This window comes from Candidatus Accumulibacter vicinus, from assembly GCF_000584955.1.
Lineage (GTDB): Bacteria > Pseudomonadota > Gammaproteobacteria > Burkholderiales > Rhodocyclaceae > Accumulibacter > Accumulibacter vicinus.
On the sequence record NZ_JDSS02000021.1, the window covers coordinates 257,154 to 280,758 of the forward strand.

General features: G+C 61.6%; 21 protein-coding genes. 14 read left to right on the plus strand and 7 right to left on the minus strand.

Annotated features, from left to right (window positions below; all coding sequences use genetic code 11):
* Nucleotides 1-341 precede the first annotated feature (341 nt).
* Complete coding sequence (locus CAPSK01_RS10125; protein WP_034925893.1) at nt 342-1,745, plus strand: hemolysin family protein; 1,404 nt, start codon at nt 342-344, stop codon at nt 1,743-1,745.
* Nucleotides 1,746-2,993, plus strand: a complete 1,248-nt coding sequence (locus CAPSK01_RS10130) for a hemolysin family protein (RefSeq protein WP_034925895.1) — start codon at nt 1,746-1,748, stop codon at nt 2,991-2,993.
* A 65-nt stretch (nt 2,994-3,058) separates the two neighbouring features.
* On the opposite strand, the gene CAPSK01_RS10135 is transcribed toward CAPSK01_RS10130, so the two are convergent.
* Nucleotides 3,059-4,519, minus strand: a complete 1,461-nt coding sequence (locus tag CAPSK01_RS10135) for a potassium transporter TrkG (protein ID WP_034925897.1) — start codon at nt 4,517-4,519, stop codon at nt 3,059-3,061.
* A 498-nt stretch (nt 4,520-5,017) separates the two neighbouring features.
* Between CAPSK01_RS10135 and CAPSK01_RS10140 the strand changes: the two genes are divergently transcribed.
* The 6 genes from CAPSK01_RS10140 (at nt 5,018) to CAPSK01_RS10165 (ending at nt 10,141) form a co-directional block, all read left to right on the plus strand.
* Nucleotides 5,018-6,526: a DUF1538 domain-containing protein gene (locus CAPSK01_RS10140; protein ID WP_273703452.1), complete on the plus strand. Its 1,509-nt coding sequence runs from the start codon at nt 5,018-5,020 to the stop codon at nt 6,524-6,526.
* Nucleotides 6,523-6,870, plus strand: coding sequence for a hypothetical protein (locus CAPSK01_RS10145; RefSeq protein WP_034925899.1), 348 nt, complete (start codon nt 6,523-6,525; stop codon nt 6,868-6,870). The genes CAPSK01_RS10140 and CAPSK01_RS10145 overlap by 4 nt, the downstream gene beginning before the upstream one ends.
* 63 nt (nt 6,871-6,933) lie before the next feature.
* Nucleotides 6,934-7,329 (plus strand): CBS domain-containing protein, encoded by a 396-nt coding sequence (locus tag CAPSK01_RS10150; protein WP_034925902.1) that lies wholly within the window; start codon nt 6,934-6,936, stop codon nt 7,327-7,329.
* A 12-nt stretch (nt 7,330-7,341) separates the two neighbouring features.
* Nucleotides 7,342-7,779 carry a hypothetical protein gene (locus CAPSK01_RS10155; protein ID WP_034925904.1) on the plus strand — a complete coding sequence of 146 codons (438 nt, stop codon included), beginning with the start codon at nt 7,342-7,344 and terminating at the stop codon, nt 7,777-7,779.
* Between the two features lie 542 nt (nt 7,780-8,321).
* A complete protein-coding gene (locus CAPSK01_RS10160; RefSeq protein ID WP_273703453.1) occupies nt 8,322-8,807 on the plus strand; it encodes a CBS domain-containing protein in 486 nt (161 codons plus the stop codon).
* Nucleotides 8,807-10,141: an ArsB/NhaD family transporter gene (locus CAPSK01_RS10165; protein WP_034925908.1), complete on the plus strand. Its 1,335-nt coding sequence runs from the start codon at nt 8,807-8,809 to the stop codon at nt 10,139-10,141. The genes CAPSK01_RS10160 and CAPSK01_RS10165 overlap by 1 nt, the downstream gene beginning before the upstream one ends.
* A 103-nt stretch (nt 10,142-10,244) precedes the next feature.
* Here CAPSK01_RS10165 and CAPSK01_RS10170 read toward each other — a convergent pair whose 3' ends face one another.
* From CAPSK01_RS10170 to CAPSK01_RS10190, 5 genes are all read right to left on the minus strand, one after another.
* A complete protein-coding gene (locus CAPSK01_RS10170) occupies nt 10,245-11,264 on the minus strand; it encodes a membrane protein (protein ID WP_034925910.1) in 1,020 nt (339 codons plus the stop codon).
* A 12-nt stretch (nt 11,265-11,276) separates the two neighbouring features.
* Nucleotides 11,277-12,062 (minus strand): glutamate racemase, encoded by a 786-nt coding sequence (murI, locus tag CAPSK01_RS10175; RefSeq protein ID WP_034925912.1) that lies wholly within the window; start codon nt 12,060-12,062, stop codon nt 11,277-11,279.
* A gap of 102 nt (nt 12,063-12,164) precedes the next feature.
* Nucleotides 12,165-12,521, minus strand: coding sequence for a RidA family protein (locus tag CAPSK01_RS10180; RefSeq protein WP_034925914.1), 357 nt, complete (start codon nt 12,519-12,521; stop codon nt 12,165-12,167).
* Nucleotides 12,522-12,589: 68 nt separating this feature from the next.
* Nucleotides 12,590-14,110, minus strand: coding sequence for a fumarate hydratase (locus CAPSK01_RS10185; RefSeq protein WP_034925916.1), 1,521 nt, complete (start codon nt 14,108-14,110; stop codon nt 12,590-12,592).
* A 56-nt stretch (nt 14,111-14,166) separates the two neighbouring features.
* The gene (locus CAPSK01_RS10190; RefSeq protein WP_034925917.1) at nt 14,167-14,724 is read right to left on the minus strand and encodes a TIGR00645 family protein; all 558 of its coding nucleotides are present in this window, start codon (nt 14,722-14,724) and stop codon (nt 14,167-14,169) included.
* Between the two features lie 250 nt (nt 14,725-14,974).
* Between CAPSK01_RS10190 and acs the strand changes: the two genes are divergently transcribed.
* The 6 genes from acs to CAPSK01_RS10220 all read left to right on the plus strand — a co-directional run bounded on the left by acs (nt 14,975) and on the right by CAPSK01_RS10220 (nt 22,608).
* Nucleotides 14,975-16,939, plus strand: a complete 1,965-nt coding sequence (gene acs, locus CAPSK01_RS10195; protein ID WP_034925919.1) for an acetate--CoA ligase — start codon at nt 14,975-14,977, stop codon at nt 16,937-16,939.
* 114 nt (nt 16,940-17,053) lie between these two features.
* Nucleotides 17,054-18,970, plus strand: a complete 1,917-nt coding sequence (locus CAPSK01_RS10200; RefSeq protein WP_034925921.1) for a putative nucleotidyltransferase substrate binding domain-containing protein — start codon at nt 17,054-17,056, stop codon at nt 18,968-18,970.
* A gap of 2 nt (nt 18,971-18,972) precedes the next feature.
* Nucleotides 18,973-19,689, plus strand: a complete 717-nt coding sequence (locus CAPSK01_RS10205; RefSeq protein WP_273703454.1) for a 3'-5' exonuclease — start codon at nt 18,973-18,975, stop codon at nt 19,687-19,689.
* A gap of 14 nt (nt 19,690-19,703) precedes the next feature.
* Entirely contained in the window at nt 19,704-21,743 is a 2,040-nt protein-coding gene (locus tag CAPSK01_RS10210) for a sodium:solute symporter family protein (RefSeq protein WP_034925923.1), read from the plus strand.
* 73 nt (nt 21,744-21,816) lie between these two features.
* Complete coding sequence (locus tag CAPSK01_RS10215; protein WP_034925924.1) at nt 21,817-22,086, plus strand: DUF4212 domain-containing protein; 270 nt, start codon at nt 21,817-21,819, stop codon at nt 22,084-22,086.
* Nucleotides 22,087-22,305: 219 nt separating this feature from the next.
* Nucleotides 22,306-22,608 carry a hypothetical protein gene (locus CAPSK01_RS10220; RefSeq protein ID WP_034925926.1) on the plus strand — a complete coding sequence of 101 codons (303 nt, stop codon included), beginning with the start codon at nt 22,306-22,308 and terminating at the stop codon, nt 22,606-22,608.
* An 18-nt stretch (nt 22,609-22,626) separates the two neighbouring features.
* Here the strand turns inward: CAPSK01_RS10220 and hisD are convergent.
* A partial coding sequence (hisD, locus tag CAPSK01_RS10225; protein ID WP_273703455.1) for a histidinol dehydrogenase occupies nt 22,627-23,605 on the minus strand: 979 nt, incomplete at its 5' end.

Here is a 23,605-nt window from a genome sequence, read left to right on the forward strand (position 1 = left end):
GGCTCACATAATGAAAGCCCCCGGCTTTGCCGGGGGATGGTTACTGACACGCCCTGAATACACCAGTGCATGAGCGAGTGCAAGCGCTGTCGAGACCGGTTCCGGCGACTGACGGGACACTGGCACGACAGCGCGTGTCGCCGCTTCGTGTCCGCACCTGCGTTGCGCTCCGGTTGCAGCGTCGAAGCGAATAGCATTTGACTATTGCATCACGTCATCGCAGAATGAGTCGCTTTGCGGGTCGGGCCAACACCCGCCTCAGTCGGCAAGTCGTCGCCTTCGACACCGCTTGCCGGGAAGCATCCGTCATGCTTCATGATCATGATATTGGGAGTTGGGAAATGGACCCCGCACTATGGATCGAATTGATCATCTTCGTCATTCTGCTGGGATTCTCGGGCTTCTTTTCGAGCACCGAGACCTCTCTGTTCTCGCTGAGTTCTTTCCAGCTCGACCAGATGCGCGCGGCGAAGAATCCGCGCATCGAACTCATTGAACGCCTGCGCAGCGAACCGCGGCGACTGATCGTCACCATCCTGATCGGCAACGAGTTTGTCAATGTCTCGGCGTCGGTGATCTCGGCGGCGATGGTCATCCACCTGTTCGGCGCCGAGAACGAGATGATCAACCTGCTGGTGATGGTGCCGATCCTGCTGCTGTTCGGCGAGATCACGCCGAAAGTGCTGGCGATACGCAATAACGTTGCGTTTGCCAACTTCGAGTGCCGGCCAATCGCCCTCGTCGCTAGCCTGATCACGCCGCTGCGCGAAGTGATCCGCTACATTGCCGATTTCTTCATCACCCTGATCGTCGGCAAGCAGCGTTCGCAGGGCAACCTGGTCACCGAAGACATGATCCGCACGCTGGTGCACGATGCTGTCGGCGAAGGCGCCCTCGACAGCCAGGAAGCGCAGTACATCGAGAAAATCTTCGACTTCGGCAACAAGACCCTGCGCGACCTCATGCGCCCGCGTTCGGACATCCAGTTCCTGTCGGCGGATTTGCCGGTGGCAGAGTTGCTGGCACAGATCAAGGCGACCCGACAGTCACGCTACCCGGTGTACAAGGGGCGCCGCGATGCCATTCTGGGAATTCTATACGCTCGCGACCTGCTCGGTGTCGATCTCGCCCGGCTGGAACGTGATCCGCAGGGCTTCCGCAAGCTGCTGCGGCAACCGCATTTTTTCCCCGAATCAAAGCCGGCGGTCGAGCTGTTCCATACCTTTCGTCAGCGCAAGCTGTCCTTTGCCCTGGTCGTCGACGAGTACGGGGGCGTCACCGGGCTGGTAACGATGGAAGACCTGCTCGAGTGCGTCTTCGGCGAAATCGCCAGTCCTTCCGACAGCGATGTGATGAGCAGTCATCTGGTGAGCGAACTGGCCGATGGCCGCCGTCTGATCGATACCAGCATGGCGCTGGATGATTTCAATCAGCAGTTCGCAGTGAAGATCGAGAGCGAAGAGGTAGAGACCCTTTCCGGAGCACTCCTCGAAGCCTTTGGGGAGCTGCCGGTCAGTGGTGCTGCCATTGACCTCTGTGGTCTGAGGTTTACCGTCGAAGCCATCGAGCACAACCGCATCACGCAAGTGCTGGTCGAGCGCCTGCCGGCGGTGATCGAGGGCTTGGCGAGCGATGAAGTCGGTGCGCAGGTGTCGTCGACCGCGGACAGCGAAGCCACCGTGGTGCCGGCGAACGTGCCGACCGATGCTGCGACCCAGAACGTCGAGAAACGGGAGGGGCTGTAAGTGCCTGATATCTTGATCACGGCCCTGCTGATGGTCATCTGCCTGATCGCCGAGGGCTTCTTCTCGGGTTCCGAACTCGGCGTCGTCAGCGCCGACCGAATGAAACTGCGTCACGATGCCGCCAAAGGCTCGCGTGGCGCGCGTCTGGCGCTTGAAATGATCGAGAAGCGGCCGGAATGGTTGCTGTCTACGACACTGGTCGGCACCAATATCGCGGTGGTAGCCAATTCGACAATCGCCACCGCGCTGATGATCGAACTGTTCGGTGAGGCGGGAAGCTGGCTGGCGGTCATCCTGGTTGCGCCGCTGATCTGGGTGTTCGGCGAGATCGTCCCGAAAAGCGTCTTTCAGCAGCGCGCCGATACGATCACGCCTTACGTGATTTACATCCTGCGCTTCTTTTCGATCGTATTCTGGCCGATCCTGATCTTCTTCGTGACCCTTTCAAAGCTTCTCTCGCGCCTCGCGGGCGCGAGAGAAGAACATAACCCCTTTACCCTGCGCGAGCAGATCCAGAGCATGGTACAGATGCCGCCGCAGGAAGGGGGCGACATCCAGCAGATCGAAAAGACGATGATCCGGCGCATGTTCAATTTTTCCGAAACGACAGTCTACAAGGTAATGGTGCCGCTGATCGACGTGAATGCCATCGAGAAGCGCGCAACGGTCGGAGAAGCGGTGCGCCTGGCGGTAGAGTGCTCGCACGTCCGTCTGCCGGTCTATGATGAACGCATCGACCGGGTGATTGGCGTGCTGAACAGCATGGATCTGCTGGGGGTAGACGAATCGGCGTCGATCGAGCCCTTCATCAGCCCGACGCGCTACGTGCCGGCCAGCAAGAGCGCCGAGGCGATGCTCGTCGAACTGCGCAAGGACGGCGACGCGATGGCCGTGGTGATGGACGAGTTTGGCGGCGCCGAGGGGATCGTCACCATCGAGGACATCATCGAGGACGTGGTCGAAGACATCCAGGACGAATACGACCGGCAGGAAAAACCCGCCGAATGGCTGAAGAAACTTGGCCACCATGACTACCTGGTCAGCGCCCGCGCCGACCCGGCGATGCTCAACGAAAAACTGGGCCTGAAGCTGCCCGGCCAAGGTGGCTACGACACACTCTCGGGCTTCCTGCTCGAGTATGCGCGCGAGATTCCCGCGCCCGGCAAGACGATCGAAGTCGAAGGTATCCGGTTCACCATCCAGCGCGCGACACCGCAGGTGATTCAGGAGGTCCAGATTCGCTGGTAGCAAGGGGGTGTGTCCGAGCATGCCGGCGCCGCCTGCCGACGGCGCCAGGCCCCTTTGCCGTGCCTTCAAGGCCGCCAGAAAGCCGGCATCAGCAGGACCAGCAGCGTGAAGATCTCGAGTCGGCCGAGCAGCATCGCCCAGGTGCAGATCCAGGTCTGGAAATCGCTGAGCACGGCGTAGGTCGTCGCCGGGCCGACGAGGTTGAGGCCGGGACCGGTATTGTTGAGGCAGGCGACGACGGCCGAGAAGGCGGTGATGACATCGAGCCGGGTGGCGATCATCAGCAGTGTCAACAGGACGATCGAGACGACGTAGATGAAGAAAAAGCCAAGGACCGAGTGCAGCACGTGGTCGGATACGACGCCCGTCCCGAAACGCACGCTCTGCAGGCCGTGCGGGTGCATCGCCCGCATCAGTTCGCGGAACACCTGTTTGTAGAGAATCACCGCGCGGATCATCTTGATGCCGCCGCCGGCCGATCCCGAGCAGGCGACGAAGCTGCCGAGGAAGAGGACCCACAACTGTGCGAACAGCGGCCACTGCGCATAATCGGTGGTGGCGAAGCCGAGCGAGGTGGCGAGCGACACCGAGTGGAAGGCGACATAGCGGAAAGTGGTCAGAAAATCGCCGTAGATGTCGTCCGGCAGCAGGTAAAGCGTCAGCCCAAGGCTGCTGAGCGCGAGGAAACCGAGGAAATAGTGCGCTTCGACGTCGAAGCGATACGCGCGCAGCGATCTCTTTGCCAGCGCGAGGAAGTGCGTGCTGTAGTTGATGCCGGCGAGCAGCGCGAAGAGGATGACGACGAGCTCGATCTCGAGGCTGTTGAAATGGCCGAGGCTGGCGTCCTTGGTCGAGAAGCCGCCGAGGCCCATGACCGAGAAGGCGTGCATCATCGCGTCCCACGGCATCATCCCGGCGTGGTACAGGCTGAAGCCGCAGGCGACCGTCAGGATCACATACACCACCCACAGGCCCTTGGCGGTTTCGGTCAGGCGCGGTGTGATCTTGTTCTCCTTCATCGGACCTGGCGTTTCCGCCTTGAGCATGCTGCGGCCACCGAAGCCGAGCAGCGGCAGGATCGCCACCGCCAAAACGACGACGCCGAGCCCGCCGACCCAGTGCATGAAGGTACGCCAGAAATTGATCGACAGCGGCAAGTGGTCGAGACCGGAAAGAACCGTCGCGCCGGTTGCCGTCAATCCCGAAACGGCTTCGAAGTAGGCGTCGGTCCACGACAGTTCGCGGATGTGCAGGTACAGCGGCAGGGCGCCGAAAGCCGGCAGCAGCGACCAGATCAGCGCGACCAGCAGGAAGCTCTCGCGCACACGCATCTCGCGTCGCCGGTGGCGCACGGCGAAGGTCAGCGCGCCGCCGGTGGCAATGGTGATCAGGACGGCCTCGTCGTAGGCACTGTGCGCGCCGTCATCGGCCACCCACGACACGCCGAGCGGGAGCAGCATCAGCACGCCGAAGCCGACGATCAGGATGCCGAGAATGTAGACCACGGGCGCGAAGCGGTCGATCATGGACAGGCCTTGCCGTGAAGAACGACAGAACGTGGTTCCGGCTGCGGGACCGGCAGCGCAGCAACGCCAGCTGCGATCGTCGATGTCGGCGACAAGTGCAGCACAACCGCAGGCCCGCGATCCGGGGCCGTACGCCTGCAGCGCGAGAACCGTTGATGATGCGGACAGGAGTATGGCCTTTCCGGTCTGCCACCGTCAATCGGGAACCGGTCGCGCGGGACGCCATGGCATGCCTGTGGCGGCCTTGTGGCAGCGCTGCCGTCCTCCGGCGACGGTTGACGACCGGCGGTGCGCGAGCTGCTGTGCTCGCGCGCCATGTCGGAGTGATTTTTTTGCTTTTTTTTGCAGGGACTTGCGGCACCGGCGAACTTGCGGCATCATCCGGGTCCATGCCCAGAACGACTGATCCGCTCGATGTTGCGCAACCGATGACTTGGCGATCGGCGCTCTCGGACATGCCGGCTTGTGCGCCTCGTCGTGCCGGTTGCCGGAGTTAGGATGGGGCTCGGCTCGCTGTTTCGCGTCATCCGCGAGCTCCTGCACGAGGCAGCACGCGACCTGGCACCCACACTGATCGTGGTCGTCCTGTTCCAGGTGTTTTTCATCCAGCGCATGCCCGACAGTCCGGCGGCGCTGATCGGCGGCTTTGCCGTCGTTCTCCTCGGCCTGGCGCTCTTCGTCAAGGGGCTCGACGCGGCGATCTTTCCGGCCGGCGAGACGATGGCTTTCGACTTTGCCCGGCGCGGCTCGTTTCTCTGGCTGGTCTTCTTTGCCTTTTTCGTCAGTTTTGCTTCGGTGGCCGCCGAGCCGGCGCTGATGGCCGTCGCCTACAAGGCGGAGGCGGTCTCGGGAGGCAGCATGGGGGCGCTGACGCTGCGCATGGTGGCGGCGCTCGGCGTCGGCATTGCAGTAGTGGTCGGCGTCTGGCGTATCGTCCTCGGCCACTCGATCGGCAATTACCTGATTCCGGGTTATCTTCTGGTCATCGTCCTGACCATTTTCTCGCCGCCGCAACTGGTCGGCCTGGCCTTCGATTCCGGCGGCGTCGTCGCCTCGACGGTCACCGCACCGCTGCTGACCGCGCTTGGGGTGGGTCTGGCGACCAGCATCCGCGGACGCAATCCGCTGCTCGACGGTTTTGGTCTGATCGCCTTCGGTGCGCTGGCGCCGATGATCATCATTCAGCTCTACGGCATCCTGTTCTTTGTTCCCGCCGCGGCCGGCACGTCGGTGGTGATGATGCCGAGCGACGATCAGCATCAGTATGCGGCACTCGAGATGCTGATCGATTTTCTGATCATGGTCAGGAACCTGCTGCCGATCATCGCCGTCGTGCTGTTTTCGAGCTTCGTCATCCTGCGCCGTCCGCTGGCCGATCCCAGGGGCCTGGCGGTCGGCATGGTGCTGGTGGCCGTCGGCCTGTTCATGTTCGACGAGGGGCTGCAGGTCGGTCTCTTTCCGTTGGGCGACGAGATGACCCGTGGTCTGATGCGCGACGGCGTACCGATGTGGGCGGTCTACCTCTACGGCTTCCTGATCGGTTTTGCAACGACCATGGCCGAGCCGGCGCTGATCGCACTGTCGATCAAGGCCGATGAGGTCAGCCTCGGGCAGCTCAAGGGGTTCTGGCTACGCTTTCTGGTCTCGGTGGGGGTGGGCATCGGCATCGTCATCGGCTGCGCACGCATCATCGACGGCACGAACATCGCCTACTGGCTGATTCCCGGCTACCTGCTGGTGCTGGCGATGACCAGATTTGCCCCCGACTTCATCGTGCCGATCGCCTATGACTGCGGTGGCGTGACCACCTCGACGGTGACCGTGCCGCTGGTGACCGCACTCGGTGTCGGGCTGGCCGAGCGAACGCCGGGTCGCGACCCGATGATCGACGGTTTCGGCCTGATTGCTTTCGCCTCGCTGCTGCCGATGATCATCGTCATGTCCTATGGCATGCTGGCCAACTGGTGGCTGCGATCGAGGAAACCTGTCAAGGAGATCGGTCCATGAAATTCTCTGCTGTGCTGCTGATCGTTCCGGATGAAGACGAGAACCGGGCGGTCGAAATTCTCAAGGAGGCCGGTGCGACCGGCATCACCATCCTCAAGGGCAAGGGCCTGCGGCACAACGAGCGCAAGACCTTCCTCGGGCTGGGTCTGGAGCGCAAGGAGTCGTTGCTGCTGTGTGTGGTCGAGAAGCAGCTCGCGATGCGCATTCTGAGAACGGTCAAGATGCAGATGAAGATGGACCTGCCGGGGGGAGGATTGGCTTTTTCGTTGCCGCTGGGCAGCGTGGTCGGCATCGGCCTGGCGCAAATGCAGGCTTTCCGGCGCGAAGTCGAGGAGGAACTGTGAGCGCCTGCGGATATGGGCCTGCCCGCTTGCTGATCACGATCATTGACTGAAGGAGTGTTTGCCATGCTGGTTGCCGGAATCATGAAGAAGAAAATTGTCACCATCAGTCCGCTGGCTACCGTCCGGGAGGCGCTGCTGATGATGAAGGAACGCGGCGTCAAGTCGCTGGTGGTCGAGAAACGCCATTCGGGGGATGCCTACGGTCTGATCGCCTATCGCGATGTCGCCCGGGCAGTGATCGCCGAAGATGGCGACATTGACCTGCTCAATGTCTATGACATTGCCCAGAAGCCGGCGCTGCAGGTTTCGCAGCATCTCGAGATCCGCTATCTGGCGCGTTTGATGGTCCAGTACTCGGTCAAGAGCGTGCTGGTCATCGACAACAACGAGTTGGAGGGCTTCGTCTCGGATACCGACGTGGTGAGTCATCTGATCGACCGCGCGACCAGTGGCTGCTAGCGGCATTCGGTGATGGAAAAGATCATTCGTCGTTACTCGGCGTACTTTCCACGCTGGTGCCAGGCGTTTGGCGACCACGAGCCGGACCCGGTCGGAGAAGCCAGAGCCGTCGAGTGGCTGGTGGGTGCCGACAGCGTCGGGGTGATCGTCCTGCCGGAGATCCGCTATCGCTTGATGCACGAACTGCTTGGCGAAAACCATCCCGAAATCGAGTTCCACCGGCGCTCAATACGGCTCAACCGTCACCACTACGACGAAGTCGAGGTTCTGGGCCATCCCGGCTATGCCGCTTTGCGCGAACTGCTGCTCGGCAGCGAGGAGGCGCACATGTTTCTTGCCTATCACCTGATCTACCCGCCGGGCACCCGGATCATCGCCGTTTCGCGCAAGCCGCCGCTCGGGCTGCTCTATAAGGAAATGGCTCCGCTGACGGTCAGCGTTTTTGAGTGAATCGGCGGTTGGCAGTCGAGCGGGCGATTGATTCCCGCCCTCGACACGCTGGATCGGGGCCATGACCAATTCGCTCGTGTGGCCGGGAGACCCTTCCAGGCGAGTGTCCGGCCCGCAGCCGATCAGACAAGCGCTTCCTTGATCGCCCAGGCGCTCCTGGGTGGTCCTTCTGGATGTCCTTCTAGGTGCCGCGATCGCGCGCTGCGTGCAGCAAAACCCTGACAACCTTCCGAAAAATCCTCAGAAGTCTTGCGGTCGCAACGGGGTTGAAGCTGGAGGGCAGGCTCCGCGGATCATGTAAAAGTCATGTTTCATCGCTTTTCATGGACAAAACGGGAGGCTTCCCGCCGTCTCCCGGGAAACTGCCAAAATCCCGCCGCAGGCCCGTCACGTCAGAAAAAACAGGGACTTGTCGGCGGCAGGTTGGCGATTGACAGCGGCTCGCACGATTCGGCATACTCCGGCCAGCCGTCGAATTTTCCGCTTCTCCGGAATGCTCCGAAGAGCGTTCGCGGCCTTCGCGGTGACTCCAGAGGAGCTTCATGAAACACGATCAAGAATCCTTGTGCCGGTCGATCATGTCGGATCCACCGGCCGTGCTCAAGCCGGCCGACTCGGTATCGGTTGCCCTGCAGACGATGGTCCGGGAGCGCTTGCCGGCGCTGCCGGTGGTTGATACGGATGGCCGCTACGTCGGCATGCTGCCCCGCAGCCGGCTGGTCGCACTGGCCATGCCGCGGGTTCTGTCGCGCGATACCGATCAGCAACCTTTGGCCCGCCTCCTGCAGGTCGGCTTCATCCGGGACTCGCTGGCCGACCTGCAGGAACGAATGGCGGCCGCCGCCAATGACCCGGTCAGCAAGCACCTTGACCGGGAGGTGCCGGTGCTTTCCCCGGACACCCCGCTGATGAATGCCCTGCTTTTCCTCTACCGGCAGCGCAACGTCCTGCCCGTCGTCGAGAACGGGAAACTGCTCGGCATCGTTTCGGTCTGGGATGTTCTCGCCCGCATCGGGAGGGTCAAGTAATGCATGCTGCTGCTTCCGGGGTCCTGTTGGGCCTCAATCCCCTGTGGCTGGCGACCGTGGTGATGATCGTCACCTATGGCGTGATCATCAGCGAGCGGCTGAACCGCTCGATCATCGCGCTGCTCGGGGCCATGCTGATGGTCATGTTCGGCCTGCTGACGCAGGAGCAGGCGGTCGCCGGCGTCGATTTCAACACCATCGGCCTGCTCGTCGGGATGATGGTCATCGTCTCGATTACCCGCAAGTCGGGGGTTTTCGAGTATCTGGCGATCTGGTCGGCGAAACTGGTGAAAGCCAATCCGTCCGGCATTCTCGCCATGCTGGCCGTGGTCACCGCCGTCGTTTCCGCGCTGCTCGACAACGTCACCACCGTGCTCCTCGTCGTTCCGGTGACGCTGGTCATCACCGAAGCGCTGAAAGTCAATCCCTACCCTTTCCTGTTCTCGCAGATCCTGGCGTCGAACATCGGGGGTACGGCGACGCTGATCGGCGATCCACCGAACATCCTGATCGGCGGCCAGGTCGGTTTGTCGTTCAACGACTTCGTGATCAACCTTGCGCCGGTGATCGCCGTGATCCTGATCGTGCATGTCATCTCGATTCATCTCATCTGGGGGCGCGGCATGGCATCAACGGCCGAACTGCGCGCGCGAGTCATGGCCTTCGACGAAAGCGAGGCGATCACCGATGCGCGGCTGCTGAAACGAGCCTCGCTGGTGCTGGCCCTGGTGATCGTGGCCTTTGTCATGGCCCGGTCGCTGGGGCTCGAATCGGGCACCATCGGCATGGCGGGGGCGGCGCTGCTATTGATGCTCGACAACCTCGGCAAGCCGGCCGAGCACCAGTCGGAGAATGTCGTCAAGGTGTACAACGAGATCGAGTGGATCACGATCTTTTTCTTCGTCGGGCTGTTCATCGTGATTGCCGGTGTCGAGCATGCCGGTCTGCTGCGCCTGCTCGCCGACCAGTTGCTCGCCGCCACCGGCGGCGATTTCAAGGTCACGGGTTACAGTATCCTCTGGTCATCGGCGTTCCTGTCGGCGATTGTCGACAATATCCCCTTCGTGGCCACCATGATTCCCCTGATCAAGTCGATGGCGCCTGCATTCGGCGGCGCGGACGCGCTGATGCCGCTCTGGTGGTGCCTTTCGCTGGGGGCCTGTCTCGGTGGCAACGGCACGCTGATCGGCGCCAGCGCCAACCTGACCGTCGCCGGCATCGCCGAGCGCAACGGCATTCCGTTCCGCTTCATGGCCTACACCAGGATCGCCTTTCCGCTGATGCTGATCCATGTCGCGATCTGCAACGTTTATGTCTGGTGGCGGTATTTCTGAGAGGACTGGCCCGTTGCCGATTTCCTGCGCAGCGACATGTACGTACTTCCGCGATGCAGATGGCAAAGTCCTTGCCGTGCTGGCCAGCACCTCGCCTGGCGTCTCAGATCAGTTCCCGACTCGACAGTTCGTCCTTGAGCCAGGCGTAGCAGATCGGCGCGGCCACCAGACCGGCGAGGCCGAAGCTGCTCTCCATGATCAGCATCGCGGTCAGCAGTTCCCAGGCCTTGGCCCGGATCTGGGCACCGACGATACGCGCGTTGAGAAAATACTCGAGCTTGTGGACGAATACCAGGAAGGCCAGTGACGAGATCGCCACGCCGGGCGAGTGTGCCAGGCTGACGACGAAGATCACGGTATTGGAGATCAGGTTGCCGACGACCGGCAGCAGGCCGGCGATGAAGGTGACGACGATCATGGTCTTGGTGAGCGGCAGGTGCACGCCAAAGAGCGGTAGCACAACGACGAGGTAGAGCGTGGTGAAGGCGGTGTTGAGCGCCGAGATCCGGACCTGCGCGAAGACAATCCGGCGGAAGGCCTCGCCGAGGCGAAAAACCCGCTCCGCCAGCGCGCGTGCCAGCGGCCCCATGCTTTCGCCGGTGTCCGCCTCGGATAAGGACACCATGCCGCCGATGACCATGCCGATCAGCAGGTGTGCGAGCAGGCGGCCGGTTTCCTTGCCGATCATCTGCAGTTCGGCCGAATGTTCGCGTAGCCAGTGGCCGGCTCGTTCGCGAATGGCCTCGCCGCCTCGCGGCAGCAGGTCGGCGAGCCAGTTCGGCAGTGTCGAGCGGGAAGTCTCGACGATCTCGGCCATTTTCGCGAGCAGGGCAGCGAAACTGCCGCCCTCGCTGTTCATGAAGACCATCAGCCCGAGCGTTGCCGCAGTGACCGCGCCGAGGACCCACAACACGACCAGACCAACGGCCATGGCCTTGGCGCGCGTGCTCGAGAGATGGCGGGCAAAGAACGGTGCCAGCACATGCACCAGCTCATACACCAGCAAGCCGGCAATCAGTGCCGGCAACAGGTGCACCTCGATGACCAGCAGCATGGCCAGCAAGGCAATGATCCAGGACGCGTACTCGCTGATGCTTGCTTTGTTGAGGGTGTCCTTGGCCATGTATGGTGAACGTCAGGCGACGACCAGGCGGGCGGCGCTGTGCAGGCGGTCGTCGAGCCAGCGCAGACCGAGAACGGGCAGGGCAGCCTGCAGTTTCTCGGGCTGCGCGGTGGCCAGCAGCGTCAGTCGGCCGCACCCGAGTGCGTCGGTACCGGCCAGGCGAACGCACTGGCGGGCAACGGCGTCGGCGACGTCGACCAGCGTTGCCTGGTGGGCAACGATCGGTTCCAGCACCGGGCTGAGGAAAGCGTAATGGGTACAGCCAAGAACGATCTGATCGACGCCGGCAGCGAGCAAGGGCGCCAGATGACGACGCGCGTCCTCGACGAAATCCGGGTCGTCGAGGAACAGGGTTTCGACGCGGGTGGCCCAGCCGGGACAGGCCTCGACCTCGACCTGGACGCTACCCGCGTGTTGCCGGATCAACTGTGCCAGGCGCTCGCTACGCGCCGTCGACAGGGTCGCCAGGACAGCGATTCGACCACTGCGCGACATGGCCGCGGCCGGTTTGACGCCGGGCTCGACGCCGACCACGGGAAGCTTCGGAAAGTGCTCGCGAAAGGCTGCGACCGCGGCCGCGGTGGCGGTGTTGCAGGCGACGACGATGACCCCGCAGCCCTGCTCGACCAGATGATTGCCGATCGTCAGCACACGCCTGCGGATGTAGGCGTCGTCCTTGTCACCATAGGGAAGATGAGCCGTATCGGCGAGATAAACCAGGTCGGCGCGCGGCAGCGCACGCGCGATGGCGGCCAACACCGAGAGTCCACCGATGCCGCTGTCGAAAATGCCGATCATCGGGTCAGGCCGGGACTTGCGCGGGGGGCGTCAGGCAGCCCCGGCGCGCTGACTGGCATGCTGCACGCCCGGCTGCTGCCGGCGAGCCGATTCGCCAGGCGGCTAGCGGGCGGCAACGACGGCAACTTCAATGAGGAAATCGTGATGGGCCAGCTTGGCTTCGACACAGACCCTCGCCGGTGCGGTTCCGCGCGGAACCCAGCGGTCCCAGACGGCGTTGACGGCGATCAAATCGTCGATGTCGCGCAGGTAAATGGTGACCATCAGCAGGCGTGTCTTGTCGCTTCCCACCTGTTCGAGAAGTTTTTCGACGCCGGCCAGCACCTCGCGTGTTTGCGTGGCGACGTTGCTGTCAAGCGTTTGCGGCGTTTCAACAAGATAGATGGTATTCCCGTGGGCACAAATGTCTGAATACCGTTGGGTCGTTCCATGTCGCTCGATCGGCCGCTCTATCGCCATGCTTTTTTCCCCCGTAAAGCCGGTCCGGAACCAGCTCCCTGCCTGTGACCCGGTGATCTCCCGGAAATTCAGGCAACGGCAACCGGGATCTTGCCGATCCTGGCCTGCCATTCCTTCGGACCCGTATGGTGTACCGATGTTCCGGTTGAATCCACTGCGACAGTCACCGGCATGTTCCTGACTTCGAACTCGTAAATTGCTTCCATGCCGAGATCGGCAAAACCGACCACCCTGGCGGTCTTGATCGCTTTTGCGACCAGGTACGCTGCCCCACCGACGGCCATCAGATACGCCGACTGGTGTTTCCGGATCGCTTCGATCGCGGTCGGGCCACGCTCTGCTTTGCCGACCATCGAGATCAGCCCGGTCTGGGCGAGCATCATCTCGGTGAATTTGTCCATCCGCGTGGCGGTCGTTGGGCCGGCCGGGCCAACGACCTCGTCGCGAACCGGATCAACCGGACCAACGTAATAAATGACGCGGTTGGTAAAGTCAACCGGCAGCTTTTCGCCTTTGGCCAACATGTCCTGAATGCGTTTGTGGGCGGCGTCGCGACCGGTCAGCATCTTGCCGTTGAGGAGCAGCGTTTGACCGGGCTTCCAGGAGGCAACCTCGGCCGGTGTCAGGGTGTCGAGGTTGACCTGCGTCGAGGTCTCGGTATTGGGCGTCCAGTTGACTTCGGGCCATTCGCTGAGGTCCGGGGGTATCAGAATGGCTGGCCCGGAACCGTCGAGATGGAAGTGCGCGTGCCGCGTCGCGGCACAGTTGGGAATCATCGCCACCGGCAGGCTGGCCGCATGTGTCGGGTAGTCGAGGATCTTGACGTCGAGGACGGTGGTCAGTCCGCCGAGGCCCTGCGCGCCGATTCCCAGCGCATTGACTTTTTCGTAAAGCTCCAGGCGCAGTTCCTCGACGCGATTGCTCGCGCCACGGGCGATCAACTCGTGCATGTCGACCGGCGCCATCAGCGATTCCTTGGCCAGCAGCATGGCCTTCTCGGGTGTGCCGCCAATGCCGATGCCCAGGATTCCCGGTGGACACCAGCCGGCACCCATCGTCGGTACGGTCTTGAGAACCCAATCGACGATCGAGTCCGAGGGGTTGAGCGCGTAGAACTTGGACTTGTTTTCCGAACCACCGCCCTTGGCAGCGCAGATGACTTCGAGATGATGTCCGGGAACGATTTCATAATGCACGACTGCAGGCGTATTGTCGCGCGAGTTCTTGCGTGCGCCGGCCGGGTCGAGCAGCACCGAGGCCCGCAGCTTGTTATCCGGGTTGTTGTAGGCGCGGCGCACGCCCTCGTCGCACATTTCCTGGACCGACAGGGTGGCTTCCCATTTGACGTCCATGCCGACCTTGAGGAAGATCACCGCGATCCCCGTGTCCTGGCAGATCGGGCGGTGGCCCTCGGCACACATGCGACTGTTGGTGAGGATCTGGGCGATCGCATCCCTGGCGGCCGGGCTCTGCTCGCGCTCGTAAGCGGCGCCGAGCGCCTTGATGTAGTCAAGCGGATGGTAGTAACTGATGTACTGGAATGCGTCGGCTACGCTCTGGATGAAATCTTCCTGCTTGATCGTGGTCATTTCAGGTTCTCTCTCGTGGGTGGCTCGCGGGGCCCCTCCCCGCGGCGGGTCTCTGTTCAGTGCCGTGCGGTGTGCGGTGACTTTCCGAGCAGGATGGTCTGGGTCATGAGGCGGTCGACCCAGGCCATGGCTAGCGCCGAGCACAGAAAAAGGGCGTGGATCATGACTTGCCACATGATCGTATGCTCGCTCAAATTCGCTGCATTGATGAAGGTCTTCAGCAGATGGATCGACGAGATGCCGATGATCGCCGTCGACAGTTTGATCTTGAGCACCCCGGCATTGACGTGCGAGAGCCATTCCGGCTGGTCGGGGTGGCCTTCGAGGTCGAGTCGGGAGACGAAGGTTTCGTAGCCGCCGATGATCACCATGATCAGCAGGTTGGCGATCATCACCACGTCGATCAGGCCGAGGACGACGAGCATCACCTCGGTCTCGCTGATCCTCGTGCTGCTGAAAAAGAGGTTGTGAATCAGGTGTGACAACTCGATCATGAACAGATAGACATACGCGCCCTGAGCAATGATCAGCCCCAGATAGAGCGGTGCCTGCAGCCAGCGGCTCCAGAAGATGAACATCTCGAGTTTATCAACAGCGGGTTTCAGGGAGGCCATTTGCTTAGCGGTGGAAGAGGTGGGAAGCGAGATTCTAGCATCAAGGCCTGTTTCCGTTGTGTTGCGGCATGCCGTAAGTGGTATGTAAGATTGGCGGCGTCTAATCTGGCCCACTTGGCGTGACAAGAGGCAGGACCAGCCGCTTATAGATCTGCCTTTCGCTGGGCAGGGGGCGCGAACAACGAGTTTTTCGTTACTTGCAGCATCGCTTTCTTGAATTCTCTACCAATACCTAAACAGGAGACCGGACATGTCATTGAACGAGGCCGTAAATTTTTTTGAGCCCTCTGCTGAATTTGTCAAGCAGGCCACGATTTCGGGCATGGACGCCTACCGGGCGCTGTGCGCCGAGGCAGCAAACGATTACACCGGTTACTGGGGCCGTCTGGCCCGTGAGCATGTGTCCTGGAGAACGCCGTTTACGCAGGTGCTTGACGATTCCAATGCGCCCTTCTTCAAGTGGTTTGCCGATGGCACACTGAATGTTTCGTACAACTGCCTCGATCGCAATATCGAAGCCGGTCTCGGCGACAAGGTGGCGATCGTTTTCGAAGCCGATGACGGCGAAGTCAAACGGGTGACCTACCATGAACTGCTGTCGCGAGTCAGCCAGTTCGCCAATGGGCTTCGCGCACGAGGCATCAAGAAGGGCGACCGGGTGCTGATCTACATGTCGATGGGCGTTGAGGGCATCGTTGCGATGCAGGCCTGTGCGCGCATCGGCGCCATTCACTCGGTCGTTTTCGGTGGTTTTTCGGCACAGTCGGTACGTGACCGGATCAACGACGCCGGTGCCGTAGCAGTGATTACCGCCGACGAGCAATGCCGCGGTGGCAAGAAGATCCCGCTCAAGCCGGCCGTCGACGAGGGCATTGCGCTGGGTGGGTGCGAGTCGGTCAAGGATGTGATCGTCTTTCAGCGCACTGGCGGCGCCTGCCATATGGTTGCCGGCCGAGACATCTGGTGGCACGACGTCATCGCTGGACAGTCCGACGTTTGCGAGCCGGAGTGGGTCGGTGCCGAGCACCCCTTGTTCCTCCTTTATACCTCGGGTTCGACCGGCAAGCCGAAGGGGGTGCAGCACTCGACAGGCGGGTACCTGCTGCATGCCATTCTGACCATGAAGTGGACCTTCGACCTGAAGCCGAACGATCTTTTCTGGTGCACTGCGGATATCGGCTGGGTGACCGGTCACACCTATATTACCTACGGCCCCCTGGCCTGCGGCGGCACCGAGATGGTCTTCGAAGGCATCCCGACCTATCCGGATGCCGGCCGTTTCTGGAAGATGATCCAGGACCACAAAGTCAACATCTTCTACACCGCACCGACCGCCATCCGCTCGCTGATCAAGGCGGCCGATACCAATCCGTCAGTTGCGCCGACCCAGTACGACCTGTCGTCGCTTCGCCTGCTCGGTACCGTTGGCGAACCGATCAACCCGGCGGCCTGGCAGTGGTACTACGACAGCGTTGGCGGTGCCCGTTGCCCGATTGTTGACACCTTCTGGCAGACCGAGACCGGTGGCCACATGATTACGCCGCTGCCGGGTGCGACCCCGTTGGTGCCGGGTTCCTGCACCTTGCCCTTCCCGGGGATCGATGCGGCCGTTGTCGACGAAACCGGGACCGAACTCGACTGGGGCAAGGGGGGGCTGCTGGTCGTGAAAAAGCCCTGGCCGGCGATGATTCGCAATATCTGGGGTGATCCTGAGCGTTTCAAGAAATCGTATTACCCCGATGATTTCGCCGGCAAGCTCTACCTTGCTGGCGACGGTTCGATCCGCGATATCAACACGGGTTATTTCACGATCACCGGTCGTATCGACGATGTGCTGAACGTTTCCGGTCATCGCATGGGGACCATGGAGATCGAGTCTGCACTGGTTTCACACCCGATGGTGGCGGAAGCGGCTGTGGTCGGTCGCCCGGATGATCTGACCGGCGAAGCAATCTGTGCCTTTGTGGTGCTGAAGGGTGCGCGGCCAACCGGCGAAGCGGCGAAGAGGATGGTCAAGGAGTTGCAGGACCATGTTGGCCGCGAGATTGGTCCGATTGCCAAGCCAAAGGATCTGCGCTTCGGCGAGAACCTGCCAAAAACGCGTTCGGGCAAGATCATGCGTCGTCTGCTGCGCTCTCTCGCCAGAGGCGAAACAACCGCGCAGGATGTCTCGACGCTCGAGAACCCGGCGATTCTGGAGCAACTCCGCGGTTGATCGAGGCAGACCAAGGTACCTGGCGCCGCGCTTGAGCGCCCGGTCGTAAAGCAGGCTTCCAGGCCGGCGCCAGGAGGTGCCGGCCTGTCAAATTCTGGCGATCGAGGAGCAGGTATGAGCAACAGTGCAACGGAGATGCTGGTTGCGGCCTGCATCCAGTTCCTGCAGGCCCACCCGCCCTTTGATCGAATGGAGGCGGAGGCGCTTCGCTTTCTCGCAGAACATGTGCGGCTGGCCCATTACCCCAAGGGTGCGCAGATTCTTTCGAGCGAGATGGGGGTTGCGCGCACCCTCTACATTCTGCAGCATGGCAGGGTGCAAGTGCGGGCCAGTGGCGTGGCCAGTAGTAGCAACGTCGAGTCTGCGCCGAACACGCTCGGTCCGGGGCAGGCCTTCGCGATTGCGGCGCTGATGGCGCAGCGACCCACTTCGAGTTCCTACGTGGCACGCGAAGAGGTTTTCTGCTACGAATTGCCAGCCGACGACTTCTTTACCCTGACCCAGAAGAGTACGGTTTTCAACCTCTTCTGCAGCCAGTACATCGCCGGCCTGCTCAGGCAGTCGCAGCAGCAGTTGCAACTGCAGTTTGCCCAACGCGCCGCCGAGCAGAAGACCATGAATTCGCCGCTTGCGGTGATTGTCAAGCGGGAACCGGTCTCGGTGGCGCCGGAAACGTCGATTCGCCAGGTTGTTGCCTTGATGGCCGATCGCCACCTGGGCTCGATGGTGGTCGTTGATGCCGATGAACAACCGGTGGGCATCTTTACGCTTTCCGATGTGCTGAAGCGGATTGTCTTGCCGGGTACCTCGCTGGAGCAGCCGATCTCCTCCGTCATGTCGGCCACCCCGCAGACCTTGCCGCTGGCGGCCAACGCCCATGATGCGGCATTGGCCATGGCCATGCACGGCATCCGGCATGTGCTTGCGGTGGACGAAGGCGGACGACTCAAAGGCGTGGTTTCGGAGCGGGATCTATTCAAGCTGCAGGGTGCCGGTCTGCGGCAGATCCGGCACGCGATCGACGCGGCGAGCAGTCTCGATGTGCTGCAGCATGCCCGTGAGGATATCCGCCAATTGTCGCTGACAATGCTTGCCGAAGGGGTTGGCGGGCAGGAGATCACGCAGTTCATCTCGACCCTCAACGATACCGTGACTCGCCGCATCATCGAAATCAATCTCGATCGGCATGACCTCTACGGTATCGACTGGGCGTGGCTGTCGTTCGGATCGGAGGGGCGTGACGAACAGACCTTCATTTCCGATCAGGATAACGGCATCGTCTATATCTGTACCGACATCATGGATCGCGAGCTGACACAGTTGCGTTTTCTCGATTTCGCTCGCGACGTCAATGCTGACCTCGACACCTGCGGTTTCCCGCTGTGCAAGGGCAACATCATGGCAAGCAACCCCGGCCTGTGCCTGACGCTTGAGGAGTGGGAGGAAAGATTCGCCCAGTGGGTACGCACACCGGAACCGCAGGCTTTGCTCAACGCCACGATTTTCTTCGATTTTCGACCGCTCTACGGGCGCTTCAATCTGGCGCACCGGATGCGTCTGTCACTGTTCCGGCAGACCAACGGCAATCCGCTGTTCCTGCGCATGCTGGCACAGAATGCACTCAGCGTGTCGCCACCGCTGGGCAGGATACGTGACTTTGTGACCAGCGACGATCCCGAGCATTCGGGAACCATCGACCTCAAAAAGTACGGCGTCCGCCTGTTCACCGATGCAGCGCGGGTTTTTGCACTGGCCCGTCAGGTCGAGGCGACGAACACGGCGACGCGTATCAAACGCGCCGGCGCCCTGATGAACATTTCTCAGGAGGATGTGGCTGCAAGCCTCGAAGGGTTCAATTTCATCCAGTTGCTGCGCTTGCGGCACCAGCATTTCGAGCAGGAACATGGACGCGCCGGCGACAATTTCATCAGACCCGATGAACTCAACGAAATTGAACGGCGAATCCTCAAAGAAGCTTTTCGACAGGCGCGCAAGCTGCAGGCACGCCTGAAACTCGATTATCAGCTCTGACCATGGCCTGGTTTTCCAGATTGTTCAGTGGCCAGGAAACGCCTAACCCGGCATTGACCGCCGGTCAACAGCAGTTGATCGCCGCTTGGCGCCAACTGCCTGTGCCGGATCTGCAGCGCTCGCACTATCGTTGTCGCTACGTGGTGGTCGACGTCGAAACGACGGGCATCAACGTCAGAACTGATCGCCTCTGCGCAATCGGTGCTTTGGCGGTGGTCGACGGGCAGATCGACTTCAAGGATGCCTTCCATCTGCTCGCCGAACCTGCCGAGCCGGGTGCCGATCCTGCGCCCGGCCTGTCGGTGCGCCCGCATTCGGAGCCGGTGGCCGGCCATCCGTTGGTCGACGCGTTGATCTCCTTCCTGCACTTTGTCGGCAAGGCGCCACTGATTGCATACAACGTGCCGTTTGTTGCCGCGATGATCGAACGTACACTGACAGAATGCCTCGGTATCGACTGGGGACTGGCGTGGATCGATCTTGCATGGGTGATGCCCGATCTTTTTCGCGATGTCGAGCATGCTGGGGGAGGTCTTGATGCCTGGCTGGACCACTTCTCAATTGCCAGCATCCGCCGTCACCACGCCGTTTCGGATGCTTATGCCACGGCCCAGTTGTTGCAGATCACGATTGCCAGCGGCGCGCACAAAGGCTTCATGACACCAGCCAGCCTGATCGAGCTTGAGAAGGCGCGTCGCCACTTGCACCAGAGCGGCTAGGCGAGCACCGAACGATGGTCGATTACCCCGTCCCGTTGCGTCGCTATTACGCTTACTACACGGTCGGTTTCTTCATTTTCATCGGGACGCTGGCGGTGCTTGAGCAGCATGGCATGCCACCGCGCTGGATCGGTTATTCCTTTCTTTTTCTGACCATCTTCCTGTACGCGACGATTGGCGTGCTGGCGAGAACCGCCAGCGTTTCCGAGTATTACGTTGCCGGCCGGCGTGTGCCGGCGGTATTCAATGGCATGGCCACCGGCTCCGACTGGATGAGTGCGGCCTCGTTCATGGGGCTGGCCGGCACGCTCTACCTGTCGGGGTATCAGGGCCTGGCCTACGTGATGGGCTGGACCGGCGGCTACGTTCTGGTGGCCCTGCTGCTGGCGCCTTACCTGCGACGCTTTGGCCAATATACGATCCCGGACTTCCTTGCCGCACGTTATGGTGGCAATCTGGCGAGGCTGGCCGGTGTTTTTGCGACCGTCCTGGCGTCCTTCGTTTATGTGGTTGCGCAGATCTATGGCGTCGGGTTGATTACCAGCCGCTTTGTTGGCCTGCAGTTCGAGGTCGGAGTATTTGTCGGTCTGGCCGGCATCCTGGTCTGTTCCTTTCTGGGTGGCATGCGCGCGGTCACCTGGACGCAGGTGGCCCAATACGCCATCCTGATTGTCGCCTATCTGGTGCCGGTGACCATTCTTTCGTACCAGGTCAGCGGCATTCCGGTGCCGCAGTTGACCTACGGCCAGGTGCTGCAGAAAGTGCAGGCTCTCGAGGAAAGGATCTTCGATGACCCGGCCGAACTCGACGCCCGCGACCGCTTCAGAGAACGTGCCGATGGCTACCGCGACCGCATCCTGGCGCTGCCGGACTCACTGGAGGAAGAGCGGCACAGCCTGAGCCTGCGCATCGACGATCTGAAAGGCAGCAACGCGCAAATGCGCGAGGTGGCGACTCTCGAGCGGCAGCGCCGGGAGTTGCCCAAGAGCAGCGATGAGGCGCGCAGTTATTGGGAGAGCCTGATGCATCAGGCAGCGCAGCGCGGCACAGCCCCCGATCACCATCTGACTCCGTATCCCGGGAAGGGCGAGGCGGTGAACGACGGCGCGCGCTTGAATTTCCTGAGTCTGGTGTTCTGCCTGATGGTCGGCACGGCGGCCCTGCCGCATGTGCTGATGCGTTACTACACGACACCCAGCGTACGCGAAGCGCGCAACTCGGTATTCTGGTCGCTGTTGTTCATCCTGGCCCTGTATCTGACGGCCCCCGCCTACGCAGCTTTTGCCAAGTATGAGATTTACACGAATCTGATTGGCTCGTCGATGGCGCAACTGCCGGGGTGGGTCAATTCATGGGGCAAGATCGGCATGGTTTCAATCGAAGACATCAACGGCGATGGCATCCTGCAACTCGCCGAGTTGTCACTCAACCCCGACGTGATTCTGCTGGCAACCCCGGAAATTGCCGGCCTGCCGTACGTCATTTCCGGTCTGGTGGCCGCCGGTGCGCTCGCTGCTGCGCTGTCCACCGCAGACGGGTTGCTGCTGACGATTGCCAGTGCGCTGGCGCACGACGTCTATTACAAGGTTTTTCGCCCTCAGGCGAGCACACAATGGCGACTGGTGGTTTCCAAGTCACTGTTGCTGGTGGTTGCAGTCCTGGCGGCCAGCGTCGCCTCACAGAAACCGGCGACCATCCTGTTCATGGTCGCCTGGGCGTTCTCGCTGGCCGGATCAGCTTTTTTCCCGGCATTGATTCTCGGCATCTTCTGGAAGCGGGCGACATCGGCAGGCGCGGTCAGTGGTATGGTGGTTGGCCTGCTGGTAACCATTTATTACATGGTGCGCGTCCATTTCGATGCCATTCCGTGGTTGGGAATCCACGGTATCGGCATGGAACCCTGGCTGGGGATTCAGTCAACTGCGGCCGGCGTATGGGGCGTTGCTGTCGGCTTTCTGACGATCATCGTGGTCAGCCTGTTCGGCCGGCCACCCAGCCAGGAAACCCAGGATTTTGTCGAAAGTGTCCGTTACCCGGAATTTGACCGTTGTTGAGCGCTGCTCCAGGGGCAAGCCGCCTCGCGTTCGCCGGGGTCCGGGGCAGTCTTCCGTAACCACGGAGCGATACGTGCAACGCGGGCGAAAGCAGCAGGACTACTGGCGGCGCAACCTCAGAATGACGGCCTTGCTGCTGGCCATCTGGTTTGTCGTGACCTTTGTCACCAGTTACTTCGCACGCGACCTGGCGGATATCTCCCTGCTGGGTCTGCCGCTCGGTTTCTACATGGGTGCCCAGGGAGCGCCGGTGATCTACGTGCTGATCATCTGGTGGTACGCCCGCTACATGAACCATCTCGACCAAGAGTATGGGGTCAATGACGGGGAGGGGGAAGACTGATGCGCTCACCCGGAAATGCCGCGTGCAGAAGTCCAAATTGTCCATTTGATCCGTGCCTCAAGGCGTGCGGAGGCTTCCTGCCGGGGTGCTCCCGCCGATTCCGGCAGGGGCGCAAACCCAGATCGCTGTTTGCTTACAACAGAACGACAAAAATCACTCAACCTGAATCGATAGCAGACCGTTAATCAATGCAAGAGCTTCACTTTGCGGAGAAATCTGATGATGCACATCTGTACCGAGCGAACCGATCTCGACGAATTGATCGGTAACCAATACTGGAGCGGGGAACATCTGCTTTTTCATTACGGTCCACTGGCACAGGCCATGAAAGGTGGCGAGGAGTTGATTCTCGAACACTGTGAAGCGCTCTCTCCCTTCATGCTCGCCAAGGTCAATTTCCTGCTCGGCGACCTCTTCATTGACGACACGGCAGAGATGATTCGCCCGCAGGAGGGTTTCCGGCTTACGCTCAGGCGCTCGGAGGCGATAGAGAACCGGGAACAGAAGGCATGCGCTGCCTGACTGGATATCCCGGTTGGCTCAACTTTCGACCCGATACTCGGCGGATCGCGCGTGCGCCGGCAGGCCCTCGCCATATGCCAGGGTTGCCGCGATGCGTCCGAGGGTCTGCGAACCGGCCTGCGATACCCGGATCAGACTGGTCCGTTTCTGAAAGTCGTAGACTCCCAGCGGCGAAGAGAAGCGGGCGCTCCCGGACGTCGGCAGGACGTGGTTGGGGCCGGCGCAGTAGTCGCCGAGCGCCTCCGAGGTGTAAGGGCCGATGAAGATCGCGCCGGCGTGCCGAATCTTGTCCACCCAGGCTTCGGCATCGGCCATCGACAGTTCGAGGTGTTCGGGGGCGATGCGGTTGGCGATGTGGCAGGCTTCGTCGAGATCGCGCACCTGGATCAGCGCGCCGCGATTTTCAAGCGCTGCCCGAATGACCCGTTGACGTGGCATCGTCGGCAGCAAGTCGTCAAGCGCAGCGGCGACGCGTTCGATATAGCCCGCCTCCGGACAGATCAGGATCGACTGTGCGAGTTCATCGTGTTCGGCCTGCGAGAAAAGATCCATGGCCACCCAGTCGGGGTTCGTCTGCCCGTCGCAAATGACGAGGATCTCCGACGGACCGGCGACCATGTCAATGCCGACGACGCCATAGACACGGCGCTTGGCGGCGGCGACGTAGGCATTGCCGGGGCCGACGATCTTGTCCACCTGCGGAATGGTCTGTGTGCCGTAGGCAAGCGCAGCGATCGCCTGCGCACCGCCGATGGTGAATAGGCGATCGACGCCGGCCAACGCGGCGGCGGCGAGAACCAGCGGGTTGTGCTCGCCGGCTGGCGTCGGCACGACCATGATCAGTTCCCTGACCCCGGCGACACGCGCCGGAATCGCGTTCATCAGCACCGACGAAGGGTAAGACGCCTTGCCGCCGGGAACATAGAGGCCGACGCGGTCGAGTGGTGTCACTTTCTGGCCCAGCATCGTGCCGCGTGTTTTCTCGCCTTCGTCTTCG

What these genes read in the sequence shown, in the direction of transcription:
- CAPSK01_RS10125 (WP_034925893.1), top strand. Translation starts at nt 342, where the DNA reads ATGGACCCCGCACTATGGATCGAATTGATCATCTTCGTCATTCTGCTG.
- CAPSK01_RS10135 (WP_034925897.1), bottom strand. Translation starts at nt 4,519, where the DNA reads ATGATCGACCGCTTCGCGCCCGTGGTCTACATTCTCGGCATCCTGATC.
- CAPSK01_RS10140 (WP_273703452.1), top strand. Translation starts at nt 5,018, where the DNA reads ATGGGGCTCGGCTCGCTGTTTCGCGTCATCCGCGAGCTCCTGCACGAG.
- CAPSK01_RS10145 (WP_034925899.1), top strand. Translation starts at nt 6,523, where the DNA reads ATGAAATTCTCTGCTGTGCTGCTGATCGTTCCGGATGAAGACGAGAAC.
- CAPSK01_RS10150 (WP_034925902.1), top strand. Translation starts at nt 6,934, where the DNA reads ATGCTGGTTGCCGGAATCATGAAGAAGAAAATTGTCACCATCAGTCCG.
- CAPSK01_RS10155 (WP_034925904.1), top strand. Translation starts at nt 7,342, where the DNA reads ATGGAAAAGATCATTCGTCGTTACTCGGCGTACTTTCCACGCTGGTGC.
- CAPSK01_RS10160 (WP_273703453.1), top strand. Translation starts at nt 8,322, where the DNA reads ATGAAACACGATCAAGAATCCTTGTGCCGGTCGATCATGTCGGATCCA.
- CAPSK01_RS10165 (WP_034925908.1), top strand. Translation starts at nt 8,807, where the DNA reads ATGCATGCTGCTGCTTCCGGGGTCCTGTTGGGCCTCAATCCCCTGTGG.
- CAPSK01_RS10170 (WP_034925910.1), bottom strand. Translation starts at nt 11,264, where the DNA reads ATGGCCAAGGACACCCTCAACAAAGCAAGCATCAGCGAGTACGCGTCC.
- murI (WP_034925912.1), bottom strand. Translation starts at nt 12,062, where the DNA reads ATGATCGGCATTTTCGACAGCGGCATCGGTGGACTCTCGGTGTTGGCC.
- CAPSK01_RS10180 (WP_034925914.1), bottom strand. Translation starts at nt 12,521, where the DNA reads ATGGCGATAGAGCGGCCGATCGAGCGACATGGAACGACCCAACGGTAT.
- CAPSK01_RS10185 (WP_034925916.1), bottom strand. Translation starts at nt 14,110, where the DNA reads ATGACCACGATCAAGCAGGAAGATTTCATCCAGAGCGTAGCCGACGCA.
- CAPSK01_RS10190 (WP_034925917.1), bottom strand. Translation starts at nt 14,724, where the DNA reads ATGGCCTCCCTGAAACCCGCTGTTGATAAACTCGAGATGTTCATCTTC.
- acs (WP_034925919.1), top strand. Translation starts at nt 14,975, where the DNA reads ATGTCATTGAACGAGGCCGTAAATTTTTTTGAGCCCTCTGCTGAATTT.
- CAPSK01_RS10200 (WP_034925921.1), top strand. Translation starts at nt 17,054, where the DNA reads ATGAGCAACAGTGCAACGGAGATGCTGGTTGCGGCCTGCATCCAGTTC.
- CAPSK01_RS10205 (WP_273703454.1), top strand. Translation starts at nt 18,973, where the DNA reads ATGGCCTGGTTTTCCAGATTGTTCAGTGGCCAGGAAACGCCTAACCCG.
- CAPSK01_RS10210 (WP_034925923.1), top strand. Translation starts at nt 19,704, where the DNA reads ATGGTCGATTACCCCGTCCCGTTGCGTCGCTATTACGCTTACTACACG.
- CAPSK01_RS10220 (WP_034925926.1), top strand. Translation starts at nt 22,306, where the DNA reads ATGATGCACATCTGTACCGAGCGAACCGATCTCGACGAATTGATCGGT.